This window comes from Gordonia sp. NPDC003425, assembly GCF_053588635.1.
Genome location: NZ_JBSFQI010000005.1, coordinates 36,843 through 56,105, shown reverse-complemented (window position 1 = coordinate 56,105; position 19,263 = coordinate 36,843). Strand labels below are relative to the sequence as shown.

Annotated in this window: 13 protein-coding genes; 2 read left to right on the top strand and 11 right to left on the bottom strand. The window is 67.6% G+C overall.

All coding sequences use genetic code 11. The features are described 5' to 3' along the window. Positions 1 to 8 precede the first annotated feature (8 nt). The gene (gene mftG, locus ACWDTD_RS07955) at positions 9 to 1,370 is read left to right on the top strand and encodes a mycofactocin system GMC family oxidoreductase MftG (RefSeq protein WP_449746555.1); all 1,362 of its coding nucleotides are present in this window, start codon (positions 9 to 11) and stop codon (positions 1,368 to 1,370) included. Positions 1,371 to 1,474: 104 nt separating this feature from the next. Further along, positions 1,475 to 3,544 carry a cytochrome c oxidase assembly protein gene (locus ACWDTD_RS07950; protein ID WP_449746554.1) on the top strand — a complete coding sequence of 690 codons (2,070 nt, stop codon included), beginning with the start codon at positions 1,475 to 1,477 and terminating at the stop codon, positions 3,542 to 3,544. Positions 3,545 to 3,742: 198 nt separating this feature from the next. Here the strand turns inward: ACWDTD_RS07950 and ACWDTD_RS07945 are convergent, their stop codons facing one another. The 11 genes from ACWDTD_RS07945 to ACWDTD_RS07895 form a co-directional block, all read right to left on the bottom strand. After that, positions 3,743 to 4,522: a cation transporter gene (locus ACWDTD_RS07945; RefSeq protein ID WP_449746553.1), complete on the bottom strand. Its 780-nt coding sequence runs from the start codon at positions 4,520 to 4,522 to the stop codon at positions 3,743 to 3,745. Positions 4,523 to 4,645: 123 nt separating this feature from the next. Next, on the bottom strand, positions 4,646 to 6,925 hold the full coding sequence (locus ACWDTD_RS07940; protein WP_449746758.1) for a heavy metal translocating P-type ATPase: 2,280 nt from the start codon (positions 6,923 to 6,925) through the stop codon (positions 4,646 to 4,648). Between the two features lie 128 nt (positions 6,926 to 7,053). After that, the gene (locus ACWDTD_RS07935; RefSeq protein WP_449746552.1) at positions 7,054 to 7,749 is read right to left on the bottom strand and encodes a vitamin K epoxide reductase family protein; all 696 of its coding nucleotides are present in this window, start codon (positions 7,747 to 7,749) and stop codon (positions 7,054 to 7,056) included. A gap of 47 nt (positions 7,750 to 7,796) precedes the next feature. Beyond that, positions 7,797 to 8,531 carry a DsbA family protein gene (locus ACWDTD_RS07930; RefSeq protein WP_449746551.1) on the bottom strand — a complete coding sequence of 245 codons (735 nt, stop codon included), beginning with the start codon at positions 8,529 to 8,531 and terminating at the stop codon, positions 7,797 to 7,799. Between the two features lie 140 nt (positions 8,532 to 8,671). Then, positions 8,672 to 9,259, bottom strand: coding sequence for an RNA polymerase sigma factor SigC (gene sigC / locus ACWDTD_RS07925; RefSeq protein ID WP_449746550.1), 588 nt, complete (start codon positions 9,257 to 9,259; stop codon positions 8,672 to 8,674). Between the two features lie 48 nt (positions 9,260 to 9,307). Then, positions 9,308 to 10,030 carry an aspartate/glutamate racemase family protein gene (locus ACWDTD_RS07920; RefSeq protein WP_449746549.1) on the bottom strand — a complete coding sequence of 241 codons (723 nt, stop codon included), beginning with the start codon at positions 10,028 to 10,030 and terminating at the stop codon, positions 9,308 to 9,310. A gap of 28 nt (positions 10,031 to 10,058) precedes the next feature. Then, positions 10,059 to 11,687, bottom strand: a complete 1,629-nt coding sequence (locus ACWDTD_RS07915) for an NCS1 family nucleobase:cation symporter-1 (protein WP_449746548.1) — start codon at positions 11,685 to 11,687, stop codon at positions 10,059 to 10,061. A gap of 234 nt (positions 11,688 to 11,921) precedes the next feature. Continuing rightward, positions 11,922 to 12,635, bottom strand: coding sequence for a GntR family transcriptional regulator (locus tag ACWDTD_RS07910; RefSeq protein ID WP_449746547.1), 714 nt, complete (start codon positions 12,633 to 12,635; stop codon positions 11,922 to 11,924). Then, positions 12,632 to 14,692, bottom strand: coding sequence for an alpha/beta hydrolase family protein (locus ACWDTD_RS07905; RefSeq protein ID WP_449746546.1), 2,061 nt, complete (start codon positions 14,690 to 14,692; stop codon positions 12,632 to 12,634). The genes ACWDTD_RS07910 and ACWDTD_RS07905 overlap by 4 nt, the downstream gene beginning before the upstream one ends. After that, positions 14,689 to 16,491, bottom strand: a complete 1,803-nt coding sequence (locus tag ACWDTD_RS07900; RefSeq protein WP_449746545.1) for an N-acetylglutaminylglutamine amidotransferase — start codon at positions 16,489 to 16,491, stop codon at positions 14,689 to 14,691. The genes ACWDTD_RS07905 and ACWDTD_RS07900 overlap by 4 nt, the downstream gene beginning before the upstream one ends. 5 nt (positions 16,492 to 16,496) lie before the next feature. After that, on the bottom strand, positions 16,497 to 19,238 hold the full coding sequence (locus ACWDTD_RS07895) for a glutamate--cysteine ligase (protein WP_449746544.1): 2,742 nt from the start codon (positions 19,236 to 19,238) through the stop codon (positions 16,497 to 16,499). Between the last annotated feature and the right edge of the window lie 25 nt (positions 19,239 to 19,263).

The following is a 19,263-nucleotide window of genomic DNA, read 5'->3' as shown; positions in this document are numbered from 1 at the left end:
CGACGGCGATGAGCGATTTCGTCCGGTCCGGTGACGCGATTCCGGCCACCGCCGACGTGGTGATCGTCGGGGCCGGCAGCGCCGGATGTGTGTTGGCCGACAAGCTGTCCCGCGACGCGGCACGCTCGGTGCTGCTGCTCGAGCAGGGCCCGGTGACCTGGCCCGGCGACGACGTGCTCGATCTCCGTCGGCTGCCGATCGGGGAGGGCGAACCCTACGTCACCCACCACCTCGCCGACCCGTCGGTGACGGTGGTCCGCGGGCGCGGACTCGGCGGATCGTCGGTGGTGAACGGCGGGTACTTCCTGCGCTGGCACGCCGACGATTTCGCCGGCTGGCTCACCGGTTGGGACCTCACGGATGTGGACGCGGCCTATCGGGAGCTCGACGACCCCGACGGCACCATGAGGGTGCGGCCGTTCGCCGACTCCGAGCTCGCCGACACGGCGATCGCTTTCGAGAGGTACTGGGCCGAGCGCCTTCCGGTTCGGCCGCCGGCTGACCGATGGCCGATCGTCGGGGTCAACCGGGTGCTCTCCAACAGCACCGGAGGTCGGTCCAACGGTACGGGGAGTCGACGCCGAACGGCCGCCGAGGCCTACCTGCGCCCCGCGGTGCGCCGGTCCTCCCTCACCGTGTGCGCGCAGGCCCCGGTAGAGCAGATCATCACCAGCGGGCGCGACATCGTGGGTGTGGCGGTGGCCGGAACCACCGTGCGCTGCGACGAGGTGATCCTGTGCGCCGGCACGCTCGGCACCGCCGGACTGCTGCTGCGATCGGGTCTCGAGGCGATGGCCGCCGACCCGCGGATACGGGTGTACGAACACCGGGAACTCCTCGTCGGCTATCGCCGGCGCGATCGAACACCGGCCGGGCCCCTGCTGCCGTCGGTGGTGCACACCTCCGATGATCTGGAAATCCGTTGCTATAACGACGATTTCGCGAGCTATGTGACCGGTTTGCCGCCGCAGGGGCAGGCGATCGGGATCTGCGCCATGCGCCCCGGGGGTACGGGCGAGGTGCGCCTGGCCGACGGGCGTATACGACTCGACCTCGACCCGGTGGACACCGACACACAGCGGCGGATGGCGGCCGCGGCGGCCGACGTGGAGTCGATGCTGGGTTCGCCCGAGTTCGCGGATCTGGTTGTCGAGGGTTCGGTTCACGTCGATCCGGTGATCCGCACGTCACAACATGCGTGGGGGTCGGCGGCAATGGGCCGGCGCACCGACTGGCTCGGCGGTGTGTACGGGATGCGCGGACTGCGGATCGTGGACGGGTCGATCCTGCCGACCGCGGGCCGCAGTGGTCCCCACGCCACCACGATGATGCTCGCCTGCCGCATCGGGGATGTGCTGGCCGCTGCCTGATCACCGGCGGGCGTGAAGTGGTGCAGGTCGGCCGCCGAAGCCTCTCCGACATCGGGTCGTAGACTGGCTGGGACGTCGTGCAACCGGCGGGCGAGGAGGATGTGATGACCGCCGCTGACAGTACCGGCACCCATGGTGGCGGCGCCAAGGCGCAGACGGCCGAGGGCCCGGACACCGCAGCCCCCGCACCGGCCACCGGCGGCAGCCGATTTCCGGCGACACGACTGCTGGTCGCGTCGTTCGCCGTGTCGCTCGTCGCGGTGCTGATCTACGCCCTGGCCGCGGGCACGTCCCGGCACGTGGAGAGCGGAGACCCGTTCCCCGGCACCGTCACCGCCACCGCAGACGTGGTGGGCTACTTCCTCGGCCTGGTCGGGGCCGCGCTGGTCATCGGCGGTCTGGTGTTCATCCTCACCAACGCCCGGCCCGACGGCCACGGCATCATCGACGTCTCCGTCTACCGTGCGCATCTCGGACTTCGTCGGCTCGCCCTGGGCTGGGCCGTTCTGGCGTGGCTGATGGTTCCGGTGACCGCCGCCGACGCGTCGGGAACGACGCCGTGGCGCCTTCTGCGTGAGGGCTATCTGGGCGACGCGCTCGGGGTCAGTGAGCTGGCCGTGGCCTGGATCGTGGTGGCGGTGTGCGCCACCCTGATCGCTCTGCTGACCCGCATCTGGCTGAGCTGGACCGTGCATGTGATCGCGATGGTGCCGGCGGGGATCGCCATGTGTGCGTTGCTGATGGCGGGTAACGCCGGTCAGGGCCCCAACCACGACTACACCACCGGTTTCGGCGTCCTCTTCGCGCTCGCGCTCGGGATCTCCCTCGGGTTCCGCTGCTCCTGGATGTTCGCGCCCGCGACCCCGGATGCCGGCGAGCGTGCCGTCATCGCACACCGCAATGCGATCCTGCTGGTGATCAGCGACGCGGTCACCCTCATCACCGCCGTGGCGCTGGTCGCGTTTCTGCTGCCCGCTCGCTACGTGTTCTCCACCGCGTTCGGTATCGCGTCGCTGCACCTGCTCGGGCTGTTGATCGCCGTGCTCGGCCTGAGCATCGCGTCCGTCCGGCAGACCGCGGCGGTACGCCGGGGCGAGCGGGACCAGGCCAATCCTCTGCTCGTGCCGCTGGGTGCCGTCGCGCTGATGGTGGTCGCCGCGTGCTGGACGATCATGGACACGCGCGTTGCGCCCGGTCTGCTGGCCCACAAGTTCACCGGGTGGGACGTGTTCCTCGGGTACGAGTTGCCCGGTCCGCCGACGGTCTGGAACCTGGCCACCTTCTGGCGGTTCGACGTCGTCTTCGGTGTCGCCGGCGTGCTGGCCGCGATTCTCTATGGTGTCGGCGTATACCGGCTGCGACGACGCGGCGACACCTGGCCGGTGGGGCGAACGGTGTCGTGGATACTGGGATGCCTGACGCTGGTGGTGGTCACCGGGTCGGGTATCCGGGCCTACGGGTCGGCGCAGTTCAGCATCCACATGGCCGAACACATGGCGCTCAACATGTTTGCGCCGGTATTGCTGGTGCTGGGGGCGCCGGTGACGCTGGCGCTGCGGGTGCTGCCCGCGTCACATGCCGACGCGCCGCCCGGTCCGCGGGAATGGTTGCTGCGCTTCGTGCACACCAAGGTGACGGCGTTGTTCGCCAATCCGGTGTTCGCGCTGATGTTCTTCGTGATCTCGCTCTACGCGGTGTACTTCACGCCGATTTTCGGCACGTTCACCCGATATCACTGGGGTCACATACTGCTCACGCTGCACTTCCTGATCACGGGATACCTCTTCTACTGGGTGATCATCGGACTCGATCCCGGGCCGCGTCGTATCCCGTTTCTGGCGCGAATCGGGTTGCTGTTCGCGGTGATGCCGTTCCATGCGTTCTTCGGCATCGCGCTGATGACCATGTCGACCGTGGTCGGCGACAGTTTCTACAGCCAGCTGACGCTGCCGTGGGTGACCGACCGGCTGCACGATCAATGGCTCGGCGGCGCGATCGCGTGGGGTGCCAGCGAGATCCCGGTGGTGCTGGTGGTGATCGCCATCGTGGCTCAGTGGGCCAAGTCCGATCGGCGCGAGGCCAAACGCGGCGACCGGCACGCAGACACCTACGAGGACACCGAACTCGACGCCTACAACGCGATGCTGGAGGAACTGGCCAAGTCGCGGCGATGAGGCGCCGCAGCGCCGCCCGTCGAGCGTGCCCGGATCACCGTTGAGCGTGCCCAGTTCGACGTCGAGCGTGCCCAGTTCGAGGTCGAGCGTGCCCAGATCGCCGTCGAGCGTGCCCGGATCACCGTCGAGCGTGCCCAGTTCGAGGTCGAGCGTGCCCAGTTCGAGGTCGAGCGTGCCCGGAATCGGGTCGGGTCGAGATCACACCCCGCCGGCAACCACGAAGTTCCCACTCGCGGTGATGGCTGCGGCGACGGTGTCGCGGCCCAGCGAGACATCGGACTCCACTGTCACCCTCGACACCCCGTGAGTGTCGAGATCCACCCGAACGCTGTCCACACCGTCGAGCCCGGACACTGCGGTCGTGATTGTCTGCACGCAGCCGCCACAATGTAGTCCCGTCACACCGAGAATCATCTGCGACAACTCTGCCTCCTCTGCGCCGGACGGCGCGATCAGATATGTGACGGGAACGGGTTCGGCGTCGTCGACGCGTGCGACACCCTGGGCCGAATCGGCCACGGCGACACCAGCATCGGCACCGTCGTCGGGCACTGCGTTGTGACGTGAACGCCGGCCGGCGACAAGTGCGATCACGAGCAGCACGATCGCTCCGAGGCCCACCACACCGTGTGCCACCGGATACCAGGCGGGTGGCGACCCGGTGAAATACCCCGCACACATCACCACTGCGGCCACGCCGAACGCCACCGCGGCAGCTGCCATCGCCGTGGAGGCTCCGGACGCTTTCGTGTCCGCCTCGCTCCGCGGTGCGGGTGAGGTTCTGGATGCCTCGATGATCGCGGTGCTCAGATCCGGTGCGAGGTCGGCGGCGCCGAAGCTGAGTCCCTGCACCGAGCGGTACCAACCCGCACACCCGGGACACTGTCGTAGATGTTCGTCGACGCGAGCAGTGGGCACGGATTCGCGTTCACCGTCCATCCGCGCCGACAGCGATTCGCGCGCGACCTCACACCGCATGAATCCATTCTCCCCAGCCGGTCAAGTCTTCGCGTCGGTGGTGCTTGTCCGACGCTGATCTGGGCACGCTCGACGCTGATCTGGGCACGCTCGACGCCGATCTGGGCACGCTCGACGGGGTGATCAGGAGCGACGGTCGCCGAAGTGTTGCAGCCGCAGACTGTTGGACACCACGAACAGCGACGACAACGCCATGGCCGCGCCCGCGATCAGCGGGTTGAGCACGCCGAGCGCGGCGATCGGGATCGCCGCGACGTTGTAACCGAACGCCCAGATCAGGTTGGTGCGGATGGTGCGCTGCGTGGCCCGGGCCAGGCTTAGCGCGGCCGGGACCGCCCGCAGGTCGTCGCGCACCAGGATCACGTCGGCTGCGCCGATGGCGACGTCGGTTCCCGCGCCGATGGCCAGACCAAGGTCGGCGGTGGCCAGTGCGGGGCCGTCGTTGATCCCGTCGCCGACCATGGCCACCGATCGACCCGCCTCCTGCAGCGAACGGATGGCGTCGACCTTCGCCTCGGGCAGCACGTCGGCGATGACGTCGGTGATACCCACCTCGTCGGCCACCGCCCGGGCGGCCCCCGCGTTGTCGCCGGTGAGCAGCACGGTTCGCATACCGGCTGCCTGTAGTCCCGCAACAGCTTGCGCAGCACTGGGTTTCACAGTGTCGGCCACGGCGATCACGCCGCAGGGCCGACCGTCGACCGCCACGTAGACCGCGGTCTGTCCCGCGTCCTCGGCGTCACGGCGGCATCGCGCCGCATCGGCCGGAACCACCACCGACTGTGCCACCCAGCGCGGCGAACCGACCCGCACCTCGTGGCCGTCGACGATCCCGGACACGCCGCGTCCCACCTCGGCGCGGAATTCGGTGACCTCCTGCAAATCCGCCGCGGCCACCGCCGCGACGATGGCGGTACCCACGGCGTGTTCGGAGGCGTTCTCCACCGCCGCGGCCAAGGCCAGGATCTCGGCGTCCGTGTGGTGCTCGTCGCTCCAGACCCGTGTCACCGACAGCGCGCCCTCGGTGACGGTTCCGGTCTTGTCGAACACCACGGTGTCGATGTAGCGGGACGTGTCGAGCGCCTGATACCCCTTCAGGAAGATGCCGAGTTGTGCACCGCGGCCGGTGGCCACCATCACCGCGATCGGGGTGGCCAAACCGAGTGCGCACGGGCATGCGATCACCAGCACGGCAAGTCCGGCGGCCACCGCACGATCGACCGAACCGTCGATGAGCAGCCAGGCCACGACGGTGAGCACGGCAAGTGCGATGACCACCGGCACGAACACACCCGCCACGCGATCGGCGAGGCGTTGCGCCTGGGCCTTTCCGGTCTGCGCTTCCTCGACGAGGCGCATCATGCCGGCGAAACGGGTGTCGGCGCCCACCGCGGCGGCCTCGACCACCAGTCGGCCACCGAGCACCGTCGTGCCACCGATCACCGCCTCGCCCGGTTCGGTGGACACCGGTCGGGATTCGCCGGTCATCGCGCTCATGTCGACGTCGGCGTTGCCCTCGACCACCAGACCGTCGGTGCCGATGATCTCGCCCGGACGTACGACGAAGCGTTGTTGTTCCTTGAGTTCGGCGGTGGGAATCCGCATCTCGCTGCCGTCGGGCAGCAGCACGCAGACGTCCTTGGCGCCGAGCGCCGCCAGTGCCCGCAGCGCGCCGCCCGCGCGGGACCGTGCCCGTGCCTCGAAGTAGCGTCCGGCCAGCACCAGCACGGTGACGCCGGTGGCCACCTCCAGATAGATGGAATCGGCACCCCAGATGGCCGACCACACACCCGTCCCTGCCTCGGTGGCCGTGCCGGCGGAATCGGATGCGAAGAACATCGAATACAGCGACCATCCGGTGGCCGAGAGCACCCCGAGGGTCACCAGCGTCTCCATGCTGGCGTTGCCGGCGCGCAGATTCTTGGCGGCGACGCGGTAGAACGGCCATGCGCACCAGGTGAGGATCGGTGTGGCCAGCGCCAGCAGCAGCCACTGCCAGCCGACGAATCGGGTGCTGGGCACCACGGCGAATACGATCGAGAGGTCGGCGAGCGGGATGAAGAGGATCAACGCGACGGCCAGTCGGCGGAACAGTCGCTTGGCCTCGTCCCCGTCGGTGTCGGGGATCGGTTGTGGCGTGTCGGCGCGTACGTGGGCGCCGTAACCGGTCTGATCGACCACCTCGCACAGCGCGTCGGCGCTCACATCCGCGCGGGCGTCGATCGTGGCGATGCGGGTCGCGTAGTTGACCGATGCCTTGACGCCGTCGACCTTGTTGAGCTTGCGTTCCACCCGGGCGGCGCAGGCGCCGCACGTCATGCCCGACACGTCGAGCTGGATGCGCGTGTCGGTGGCCTCTGACCGTCCGGGTAGAGCGTCGACGGATGTCTCCAGCGTGGTCACATGGTCCTCGATCTCTTCGTCGGGCCCCGACCGGGACCCGGACGACACTTGCGCAGGGTTCTCTACCAGTATGTCGCCGGAACGTCCCGGAAAGTTCCCGGCCATGCGGTTGCGATTGCGATCGGCTGTCAGATCAGGGTGGACCAGTAATCCCAGAACTGCACACCGATCGCGACGATGACGATCGCGTACCAGACCGGCAGCAACACCCAGAGCCAGCCGCGGATCTCACGCGAGCGATCACCGCTCGGCAGCACCCGATTGATGCTCAGGATCAGGATGATCGGCACCACCGTCCACACCACCATGCAGTAGAGGCACAGGGCATTGATGCGGTACAGCGCCGAGTAGGCGAGGAAGTTGACGAACACGAAACCGGCGAGCGTGCCGATCGCCTGGCCCAGCCAGTACCAGCGGGGCAGCGCGATGCCCGCGGTGGCCAGCACGCCGGTGACGATGATCACCGAGAACGCGGCGATCCCGATCAGCGGATTGGGGAATCCGAACAGTCCGGCCTGCCAGCTCTTCATCACCGAACCGCACGAGATCACCGGATTCAGCGAGCAACTCGGTGTGTACGACGGGTCGGTGAGCAGGTGGTACTTGTCGATCGCCAGCGTGGACGAGGCGACGAAGCCGATCGCACCGAGGATCAACACCACCAGCCCGGTACCCCGGCCGACCGGCACCAACGCGGCCAGACCGCTCCCCGTCGACAGCCCCGGATCGTTGCGTGACGGCTCTGGTGCCGGGTTGCTCGGCGTGTCGGACCTGTCGGCACCGGTTTCGGCGTCGGGGACCTCGTCGGTGGGTGTGGTGCTCATGATGTGCCTCGTACTCGGTTCTGGTGCCGGGATTCTCGCCGGTGTGCTTACTTGTTCGCCGCTGCGTCGACGGCCGCGAGCAGCGCCTCAGGCGACGAGAGCTGGACCTGCTGACCGTTGATCTGGATCGTCGGGGTGGCGTTGACCCCGGAATCGAGGACCTTCTGGGTGTTGTTCTTCACCCATCCGCCGAACTGGTTGTCGTCGATGCACTGCTTGACGTTCGTGGCGCCCGACTGCTTCGCGATGGAGTTGAGTTCATCGTTGGTGAGGCCCGAACCGCCCTCTTCGGGCTGCTGGGCGTAGAGCGCGTTGTGGAACTTCAGCCAGGTGCTGAAGTTGTCGTCACCGCCGGTCGACTCGGCCACACACGCCGATGCGTTGGCGGCGCGGGAGGAGTAGTTGGTGGTGGACATGCGGTCGAGGATCGCGATCGGCTTGTAATCCACCGCGACCTTCGGGTTCGCGCGGATCTGCTCCATCACCGCACCGAACTGCGTCTCGAACTGCCGGCACACCGGGCACTGGAAGTCTTCGATCACCGTGACCACCACGGGAGGCGTGGTGCCCTTGGGTGCGGTGGTGACGCGGAACGCGCCATCGGTGGCGACGCTGACGGTGTCCGACGACCCGGTGGACGACTCGTGCGAGACGACGATCCAGACACCGATGCCGACGGCGAGGGCGACGAGGACGACTGCTGCGCCGATCTTCATCAGAAGCGAGCGACGCTTCTCCGCCGCTCGCGGGTCAACGATCGGCTTGCGGCGTTTGTCGGCCACGGGTCCCTCACACTTCCTTCACGTCGGATGTCACGGCGAGGAGTCCCGCGTCGGGTGCCGTCTGATCGGCCGATCCGACAAGGACGTGCCCGTCGCCGCCATTCAGGGTACTGAACGTGGGGCGCCGACCGTCATGAGCCTTAGGTCCTGCCGCTGGACCCGTTTCGTCGCATCGGACTCGCCGAAGCCGCGTCGACCAGCGATTCACGTGCGCGAGCAACCCGCGAACGGACGGTGCCGATCGGGCATCCGGTGACCTGCGCCGCCTCCGCGTAGGACAGTCCCAGCACCTGGGTCAGCACGAGTGCCTCGCGGCGTTCGGCGGGCAGCGTCTCCAGCAGCAGATTCAGTTCGACGACGTCCTCCCAGCGGCCGGGTCGCTGGGCCGACGTCGCGGCGTCGGCCGCATCCACCCAGTTCACGCTGCCGGCGATGCGGGGGCGGCTCATCGCGCGGCGGACCTCGTCGGCACAGACCCGCCGCGCGATGGACAGCAGCCAGGTGCGGGCGGTGGAACCGGCCCGGAAACGGGGAAGAGATTTGATCGCCCGCAGAAAGGTCTCCTGCGTGAGGTCGTCGGCCGAACCCGGGTGCCCCAGGTGGGCGACGAATCGCCAGACGTCACGCTGGGTGGCACGGATAAAGGCCTCGAGTGCGCTGCCATCCCCGCGTGCGGCCGCCAGCGCGAGCGCGGTGACCTGGGCGTCGTCGTTGCCGGGGGCGGTCATGGCGATGAGCCTATCGCGTCGGCCCGGTGGTGTCGGCGGGTGGCGTGTTCACCGGTCGAGCCCGGACATACCGCGGTACTCCTTGGCCGGTGGTGGCGCGAACTCGCCCGACGCGGTGCCGGTGTGCAGATGCATCGCGGCCATCGCCGAGAGCATTCCCACCCCGGCGGCCACCCCGTCGATGACCGGGGCGCCGATCTCCTCGCTCATTTCCACGGCGAGGTCGGCCATACCCGCGCAGCCGAGCAGGATCGCGTCCGACGAGTCGGCGAGCAGTGCCTCGCGGCACGACTTGGCCAAAATCGCGGCGGTCTGCGGATTGGTCTCGAGTTCGAGCACCGGTATCTCGCACGCGTGCACGCCCAGGCACTGGCGGCCGAATCCGTAGTGGCTCACCAGATCACGCGCACGACCGACGGTCCGCCCCAGGGTGGTGACGACGGAGAACCCCCGGCCCAGCGGTGCGGCCAGGTGCATACCCGCCTCGGCGATCCCCAACACGGGAGCATCGGCCACTTCGCGGGCGGCGTCGAGTCCCGGATCGCCGAAGCAGGCGATCAGGTAGCCGTCGGCGCCGGGGTGTTCGTCGATCGCGCGGAGCAACCCGGGCACCGACATCGCCTCGTCGTAATGGCTCTCGATCGAGGCGGGCCCCATGGCGGAGGTGACCGCGATGATCTCGGCGTCGGGCCACGCGACACTGCGCGCGGCCGCCTCGATTACCGCGGTCATCTCCGCCGTGGTGTTGGGGTTGATGACGCAGATCCTCATGACCGGCAGGATCTCACGGATCGTGCTGTCACTCCGACGTCGCGGCCTTCTCGGTCACGGTGGCCGCCGTCGGCGACCCGGGCAGCACGGTGCCGTCGCCCGCCACCTCCATGTCGGCGGTGATCGTGGACACCTCGGGCACGTTGGTGCCGTGCAGGAACGAGTCCGGCGCGTACCGCATGCCCAGGTAGTAGAAGACGAATCCGGCACCGGCGCCCATGAACCAGGTGAAACTGGCCTCGTACGGCGTGCCGAACAGGACGAAGCCGATCGGGATGACGGAGGCGAGGATCACCGAGACCACCGCCACCGGATTCCAGCCGTTGCGGAACCAGTAGGAGCCCTCCGGCTTCATCGTGAACAGGTCGTCGACCACGATCTTCTGCTTCTTGATCAGATAGAAGTCGGCGATCAGGATGCCGAACAGCGGGCCGATGACCGCACCCAACGTGTCCATCGTGTAGTGGATCGCACTCGCGTTGTTGAACAGATTCCACGGCGTGATCAGCACCGAGCCGACAGCGGCGATCATGCCGCCGGTACGCCAGGAGATCTTGGTGGGCGCGACGTTGGAGAAGTCGAATGCGGGAGACACGAAGTTCGCGACGATGTTGATGCCGATGGTGGCGATCGCGAACGTCAGCACGCCGAGGACGGCGGCGGTGGTGTTGTCGATCTTGTCGACGATGACGACGGGGTCGGTGATGATCTTCCCGGTCTTGGGGTCGCGTCCGATGACGGTGGCGCCGGCGGACACGGTGCACACCACCAGGATCGAGAAGAACAGGAAGTTGACCGGCAGACCCCAGAAGTTGCCCTTCTTCACCTCGCCGAACGTCTTGCCGTAGCGGGAGAAGTCGCCGAAGTTGAGCATCGGACCCGAGAAGTACGACACGACCAGGGCGAAGGCGCTGATCATGGCGGTGATCGACGCCCAGCCGTGCATGCCCGAGCCTTCTGCCAGGTTGAAGCTGACGTTGCTCCAGCCCGCCTTCGCGATGAGGTAGGCGGCCAACGCGATCATCACCACGTAGACGGCCGGACCGCAGAAATCGATGAACTTGCGGATGGTGTCCATGCCGTTCCAGAACACCAGTGCCTGCAGCACCCACATCAGGGCGAAGCCGACCCATCCCAGTAGGGACAGTCCGAGAATGAAGTGGGATCCGTCGTCGCCGTAATCCTTCAGCGACGGAAAGAACTTCAGCGCCAGCAGGACGAAGGCCGACGACGCCAGGTAGGTCTGGATGCCGTACCAGACCACCGCGATGCAGCCGCGGATGATGGCCGGAATGTTGGCACCCTTGACGCCGAACGCGATTCGGGTGGTCACCGGGTAGGGCACACCCGCCTGCTGGGAGGGCTTGGCCACCAGGTTGCACAGGAGATTCACCGCGATGATCCCCACCACCAAGGCGACAAGCACCTGCCACGACGAGATACCCAGTGCGAAAAGGCTTCCCGCGAAGACGTAGCCGCCGACGCTGTGCACGTCGGACATCCAGAACGCGAAGATGTTGTACCAGGTCCAGGTCTGCTCCTTGAGGGGAGCGAGGTCTTCATTTGTCAGGCGCTGGTCGTAGCCGACCTTGATGACGCTTTCGCCTGCGGCGCTGTGATGATGCGACTCGGTCGCAGTGTCAGTGGATGGGGACATTCGGGACTCCTCGGGAGACAAGGGGTAGGCGCTCGGTGCGAGCGGGCCTGAAAATAAGGTAAGAACCTTTTGTTACCCGGGAATTAACCGGCAGATATATTCGAAGCCTTTCCGCCCGGAACCAAGCGCCGCCGGGTGAATGTGGCCCGATTTGTCGGAGTCTGAGATTGATGAACGAGCTCGACGACGCGAACGAAACGCGGCGGCACGCCGTGGAACGCGTTCTGCGTACCGTCAATCAGGAGGGGCCGGTTTGACACCCAACGATTCGGCCGTTTCGATGATCGCCGACTCCAAGCGGTCGTGATGGGTACGGGCCACCTCGAGCACCGCGGTCGTGTCGCGGTCGGCGAACGCCGCGAGCAGGTTGGCATGGTCGACGTTGAGCTTGTCCTGGGTCTCGGCATTGACCACGCGCATCACCTGGAACGGTTCGGTGAGATTCCAGGTGGCATCGAACATGTTGAGCAGTCGGGGCATTGCGCACGGAGTGGTCAGCGCCGCATGGAACTGTCGCGACACTGTGTGAAATGCCTTGCCGTCCTTATACTTGGTGGCGGTGACCAGCTCCTGGTGAAAAACTGCGGCCCCGGCCAGGTCTGTGTCGGTGATGTTGTCCACGGCGCGGCCCAGCGCGGCCTGCTCGAGCACGCCCCGGACGAAGTAGATCTCCTTGAGTTCGGCCAGCGAGAGCTGGCTGACGTGGTAGCCGGAGTTGCGCTGATGGACCACCAATCCTTCGCCGACAAGGGTTTTGAGAGCCTCACGCACCGGTATCGGACTCAGTGCGAAGACGTCGGCCACCTCGCCGGGCATGATCTGTGCTCCTGGTGGTGCCCCGCCGGAGAGGATCAGTCTGCGCAGTTCTTCGACCACGTTTGCACGGTCGTTTCCCGAGCGGGTCTCGGCCAGTTGGGCGACGAGTCGACCGGTCACGCGCCTGGTCATGCCTGCGCCCCCTCTCGGTGCGAGTGCGACACCTCGCGGTGTGCCCCGCGCGCCGACGGGTGCCGGCCGATCCAGTCGGCGACGGCCTCGGTGAGGCGTTGCTGGTTGTGCCGCTTGACGATCTCGTGTCCCTCGTCGGGAAACATCAGGAGTTCGGCGACGCTGCCGCGTGCCCGCAACTCGTCGACGATCTGCTGCGACTCGCTCACCGGGACATTGGTGTCGTGGGCCCCATGCACCACAAGCAACGGCGCGCGGATGTCATCGATCCGACGGATCGGTGAGAGATCCTGCAGCAGTTCACGATCGGACTCAGGATGGCCGTACTTGGTGTACGCGGCGACGGCGATCCACGGCTCGGTGTTACGGAAGAACGATTCGAGGTCGCTCATCCCGCAGATCGCGATGCCGGCAGCGAACAGCTCGGGGTGAAACGTCAGCGCGGCGAAGGTGAGGTAGCCGCCGTAGGAACGCCCGGACACATAGAGGCGGTCCGGGTGGGCAAAACCCTTGTCACACAGATGGGTTGCGCAATCGGCGACGTCGTCGATGCCCGCGTAGCGGCCATAACGGTCGTCGGCGTGGGAGAACAGTCGCCCGTAGCCAGACGATCCGCGCACATTCGGTGCGAAGACGGTGATGCCCGCGTCGACGAGCGGACCGAACAGGAACTGGTAGTCGGGCCGGCTCTGCGCCTCCGGCCCGCCGTGGAAGTACAGCAGACACGGCGGCGGACCGGCCTCGGCATCGGACGTGTGGGCCCGATAGAGCCAGCCCGACAACGGCATTCCGTCGCGAGCGGAGAACTCGAGATACTCCGGGCGCAGCGCGCTCGAGGGTCCGCTGCCGACCACCATGTCGTCGCGGATCGCGGTGACCGTCTCGGTCGGCGTGTGCACCAGATGCACGAGCGGTGAATGTTGCGGACTCGACACCGTCAGCGCCACCAGGGTGCCCGCCGCGCTGATCGACAGATCCGAGGCGACCTCCCCCGGCAACGGGACCGGGGCATGCAGCGTCTGATCGGGCAGTGTCATGATCTGAAGTTCGCTGCGGCCGGACACATTCCACAGCATGGCGATGGTCGACTGGTTGTTGCTCACCGCGAACTCGTCGATGCCCGCTCCGGCCCGTTCGGCCAGGACCCGGAACCGCGTGCCCGCACGCCCGACCTCCACACCGAGCAGGCGCGGGAACTTGGCGTCGAAGTCGCTGACCACCACCGCCTGCACGCTGTCGAGGTCGCGCTCGGCATCCTGGGGTGGACCCACGAAGATCGCCGACGCGTGGTCGAAACCCTGGTCGAGGATGTAGCCGTGGTCGGTCACCGCGCCGGGGTCGTTGGGCAGCAGCGTCGACATCTTGACGTCGTCACCGGTGTCGCCCGCCGGACTCGGGGGTCGGTTGCCGCGGTCGAACTGTCGTCGCAGCAACAGCATGTCGCGATAGCCGCGGGGCCCTGCGCGCAGCAGGGTGGCGCCCTTCCAGGAGTCGATGAGTGCCCCGCCGACGCGCACGTCGAGGGTCTGGGTGAAACCGGTGGCCGGATGCACCCGCAGTGAATGCGCGGTGCCGTCGGGGGTGGTCGCGGTGATCAGCACCCAGTCGGTGTCCCAACCCACCAGCGAGACCGTGCCGAAGGAGCCGGCGCCGGTGGAGGGGTAGCGGGCGCCGTAGTCGGTGTCGGGCAGCGACGCGGCGATCCGGTGGGCCGTGTCATCGGCGGGATCGGTGGTGACCACCCACACCTGGTGGTGCTCACCGCCGCTGGGCGCCAGTTCCACCGCCAGCCAGTTGCTGTCGGTGGAGTGGACGAGCTTGCGGACGGGTCCGGTGGCGGGCACCCGCACCCAGCGCAGTTCGCCGACGCCGTCCTCGGACAGAACACGTTGGGCCGCACGCGGATACCCCGACCCGTCGTCGACGATGTAGGCGAACGCGGAGCCGTCCGGAGACACCGAGGGCCCGTAGGTGTGCCAGCCCCGCTCATCGAACCGCAGCGCCGACGACGAGTCCGGCTCGGTGTCGGCGGGGCCGGTGGGTGTGGGGGTGCTCACTGTGCGGCGACGGCTTCCATTGTCTGCAACCACATCTCGAGCAACGCGACCTGCCACAGTTCGTTGGAGTCGAGAGTGGTGCGGATGCCGTTGGGATCGGCGAAGAGCCGGTCGAGCGCCTCCGGCCGATACAGCGCACGATCCTTCGCCGACTGTGCTCCCAGCGTGTCGGTGACGAGGTCGAGCACCCCGCCCTCGAGGTGACGGATTCCCGGTACCGGGAAGTAGCCCTTGGTGCGATCGATCACCGCGGCGGGCAGCAGCGACCGCGAGGCCTCCTTGAGCACGCCTTTACCGCCGTGCGCCAGCTTCAGGTCGGGCGGGCAGGTGGCGGCGAGTTCGACGAACTCGTGGTCGAGGAACGGCACGCGCGCCTCCAGCCCCCACGCCATTGTCATGGTGTCCACACGCTTCACCGGGTCGTCGACCAGCATGATGGTGGTGTCCAGGCGCAGTGCCGCGTCGACGGCGGTCTGCGCGCCCGGCGCCGATTGATGGGCCAGCGCGAACTCCCAGCTGGGGTCGTAATCGCTGTCGCCCAGGTGATACGGATCGTTGAGCAGGGCCCCGATCGCGGCGTGCGAGCGGTCGAAGAAGACGCTCTGGTACGCCTTGGTGGTGTCCCCGCGGGGGGTGTGCAGCAGCGGCGGATACCAGGAGTAGCCGCCGAGGATCTCGTCGGCGCCCTGCCCCGACTGCACCACCTTGATCGACTTGCTCACCTCTTCGGACAGCAGGTAGAAGGCGACGCAGTCGTGGCTGACCATCGGTTCGCTCATCGCGGCGATGGTGTCGGGGACTGCGGGCAGCAAACGGTCGGTGCCGATGTGGATCTTGTGGTGATCGGTGGCGAAGGTGTCGGCGATCAGATCCGAGTAGGCGTACTCGTCGCCGGATTCGCCACCGGCGGAATCGAATCCGATGCTGAAGGTGGCCAGGTCGGTCTGCCCCTGCTCGGCCAGCAGTGCCACCACCAGTGAGGAGTCGATACCGCCGGAGAGCAGCACGCCGACGGGCACGTCGGCCACCATGCGGCGGCGCACCGAGGTGCGCAGCGAATCCATCAGTTCGTGCTGCCAGCGCGCCTCGTCCCAGTCGGCGCGGTCCGGGTCGGGGGCAAATGTCGGTGTCCAGTAACGGCGTTCGCTGCCGCGGCCGTCGGGGGTGATGATCCGCACGGTGGCCGGCGGCAGTTTGCGGATGCCGTTGTAGATGGTGTGCGGGGCGGGTACCACCGCGTGGAAACTGAAGTAGTGGTGCAGTGCCACCCGGTCGAGTGAGGTGTCGACGTCGCCGGCACGCAGCAACGCCTGTAGCGACGACGCAAAGCGCAGCCGCCCCGGCGTTTCGGCGAGGTAGAGCGGCTTGATGCCGAGGCGGTCACGGGCGAGGGTCACCACGCCGGTGTCGGTGTCGGTCACCGCGAACGCGAACATGCCGATGAGGTGGTCGACGCATTCGCTGCCCCAGGCGTGGAAGGCCTTGAGGATCACCTCGCTGTCGGCGTGCGAGAAGAAGCGATATCCCATGTCCTCGAGTTCGGCGCGCAGCTCCTGATAGTTGTAGATGCAGCCGTTGAAGACCATTGCCAGGCCGAGTTCGGAGTCGACCATCGGCTGACTGCCCCGCTCGGACAGGTCGATGATCTTGAGCCTGCGGTGACCCAGCGCCACCGAACCCTTGATGTAGAGCCCCGATCCGTCGGGGCCGCGACGGGCCATGGCGCAGGTCATCTTGTCCACCGCGACCGCGTCGGGAGATGTCCCGTCGAACCGGATCTCGCCACAGATGCCACACATACTGGTCAGTCCTCTCCCTGGTTTCTCTCTACCCCGGCGCCTTGTACCCCGTCGACCTGCGGAGCAGGGTCGGCGCCTTGAACCCACGTGTCCTTGCCGCCGCCGCCGCGCGACGAGTTGACGATCAGCGATCCGGCGGGTGCCACCCTGGTGAGTGCCGCCGGCGCCACGTGCGCGCTGATGGCGTCGGACCCGTGTGCGCGCAGGTGGACGAATACCCGCAGATCGACGTGGTGGGCGTAGAAGCCGTTACCGTCGAACGTGGGGTGCGTCGACAGGGGCACCACCTCCTGCGCGATGAAACGTTCGGGCTGCGTGAGCAATTCGACGCGCCGATCCGCCAATTGCTTCTCCGTGCACTCCGGCCCGATGGTGATCCCGGAGCCACCGAGCCCGTCGATGGGTTTCACGACGAGTTGGTCGAGGTTCTCCAGCACGTGGTCGCGCTGATGACGTTCGGCGCACAGCCAGGTGGGGACCTGCGCGATCAGGGGTTCCTCGCCGAGGAAGTAGCGGATCATCTCCGGGACGTAGGCGTAGATGGCCTTGTCGTCGCCGATCCCGTTGCCCAGCGCGTTGGCGATGGCGAAACGACCGCGCTGTAACCCGGCCAGGATGCCGTGCCGGAGGGCCTGGTCGTCGACGCCGTGCGAGGAGAGCAGCATGTCCTCGTCCATCCGCACGTACGCGGTGTTCACCGGGACCGTGGACTTGCCGTGGTGGAAGTAGACGCGCCCGGCATCGGGGCCGTCGGCGTCGGCCACCGAGAGCATCTCCGGGGTGGCCAGACCCAGGCCGGCGCCCTCGGCGATCAGGGTGTGCTCGAACCAGGCCGAATCCTTCCATCCGGAGCTGAGCATGATGTCGATGCCGTCGGGATGGGCGTCCGGCGGGCAGGCCGCGGCAATGGTTTCGCCGATCATCGCGGGCACGCCGTCGACCGGAAGGGTGGTCGCCGGCATCGGGATCTCCGGCAGGAATTGCGTCATCAGCCGACGGTTGCTCATCGCGTACGCGACGCCCGAGGGCACCCGCAGATTGTCCTCGAGGACCACGAATTCGCCCGGTCGCGGCGACACCAGGTCGGTACCGCAGATGTGCGTACGAACCCGTTGCCAGGCGGGCACGGCGCCGGTCTGGCGGTAGCCGGGGGCGCGGTCGAGCGCCTCGAGCGGGATCACACCGTCGCGCACCGCGTTCTGCTCGCCGTAGACGTCGAGCAGAAAAGCGTTGAGCGCCAACGCACGTTGCTTGAGGCCCGCACCCACCCGCGTCCAGTCGTCGGCACCGATGTAGCGCGGCACCACGTCGAGGGGGAACAGCTGGGCGCGCGACTGCCCGGTCACCCGGAACGTCACGCCGTCGATACTCTGTTCGCGTTCGATCTGGTACTGCCGCTTGCGCAGTTCCATCGCACCGAGATCGGCCTCGGCGGTCAGGATGTCGGCGTAGCCGGGACGAGGCTGCTGCTGCGGGCCGACGGCCTCGTCGTAGGCCTCGGCGTTGTCGTCGGCGTCATGAACGGCCGTGTGATCGCCGGCCGTGTGATCGCTGTAGCCGAGCAGCAGCGTGCCCTCGGGATCGGCCGGGATCTCCACTGTCTCCAGAGTTCCGGCGGTCTCCGCGGCCAGCCGTTCCACCACGGCGGTCAGCCGACCCCGGCGCCGCAACACCCGACGTTGCCGCGACGACGAACTGCCCGCGACCAGTGCGCGTTCGGTCAGTTCGGTCACCGTGTCCCAATCGCCGGTCTGCTCGAGTTCGGCACGCAAGGAGTTGGTCAGATCGCGGACCACGTCGACCGCCGGGCGCGGTGTGGCGCGTGCGATGTCGATGAGGTCGCCCTCCAGTCCGGACCGGGCGGCCTGCCAGATCGCGGCCCGATACAGGGTGGCGAAGGGGAGATCGGGTGTGGGTGGCTGGTCGAGGCGGGCGGCCTCCCGGATCACCAGGGCGCGGAACAGTCCTGCGATCAACGCGATGGTGTCCACCGAGGGGCAGGAATCGCAGACACGCAGTTCCAGGGTGCTGACCCGCGCCGATGGCCGGACGTCGAAGTACACCATGCCCGGATCGGTGATCACCCCGCTGGAGATGAGGCGATCGATCTCGTCGTCGTATTCGGCGGCGTTGCGGACGTCGGGGAACGGCCCGGTGGTGGGCCAGCGCTGCCACACCAGGGTGCGGGCGCTGGCATAGCCGGTGTCGGTGCCGTCGGCCCAGAACGGCGAGCTCGCCGACAACGCGAGCAGGGTGGGGATGTAGGGGGTCAGGCGCACCGCGATGGCCACCGCCTCGTCGCGGTTGGCCACGTCGACGTGGACCTGGGTGCCGCAGATCAGCTGTTCGCGGGCCAGCAGCTGGTAGTCGGCGAGCATCCGCCGGTACCGGGGGGTCTCGGTGACACGCATCTCGGTGGGCACCGAGAGGGGTACCGATCCGGCGGCGACCACACCCATGCCGAGGGTGGCGGCGGTTTCGACCAGGGTGCGCCGATTGGCGCTCAGATCGTCGCGCAACTCGCTCAAGCGCTCGTGCACCCCGCTGTTCGACTCGATCACGCAGCGTTGCAGCTCTTCGACGTAGGGGCTGTCGTCGGGCAGGATGTCGAGCAGTTCCGGTGCCCGCGCCGTCAGTCGCCACGTGCGCAGATCCACCAGGTGGAACTCTTCCTCGACCCCCACGCGGCGAGTGGTCCCGGGGCACTCGGTCGCGCGCTGTCGGGGATGGTCGGGAAGCGACGTCATCAACTAAGACTAGGAGCTTCGTCCC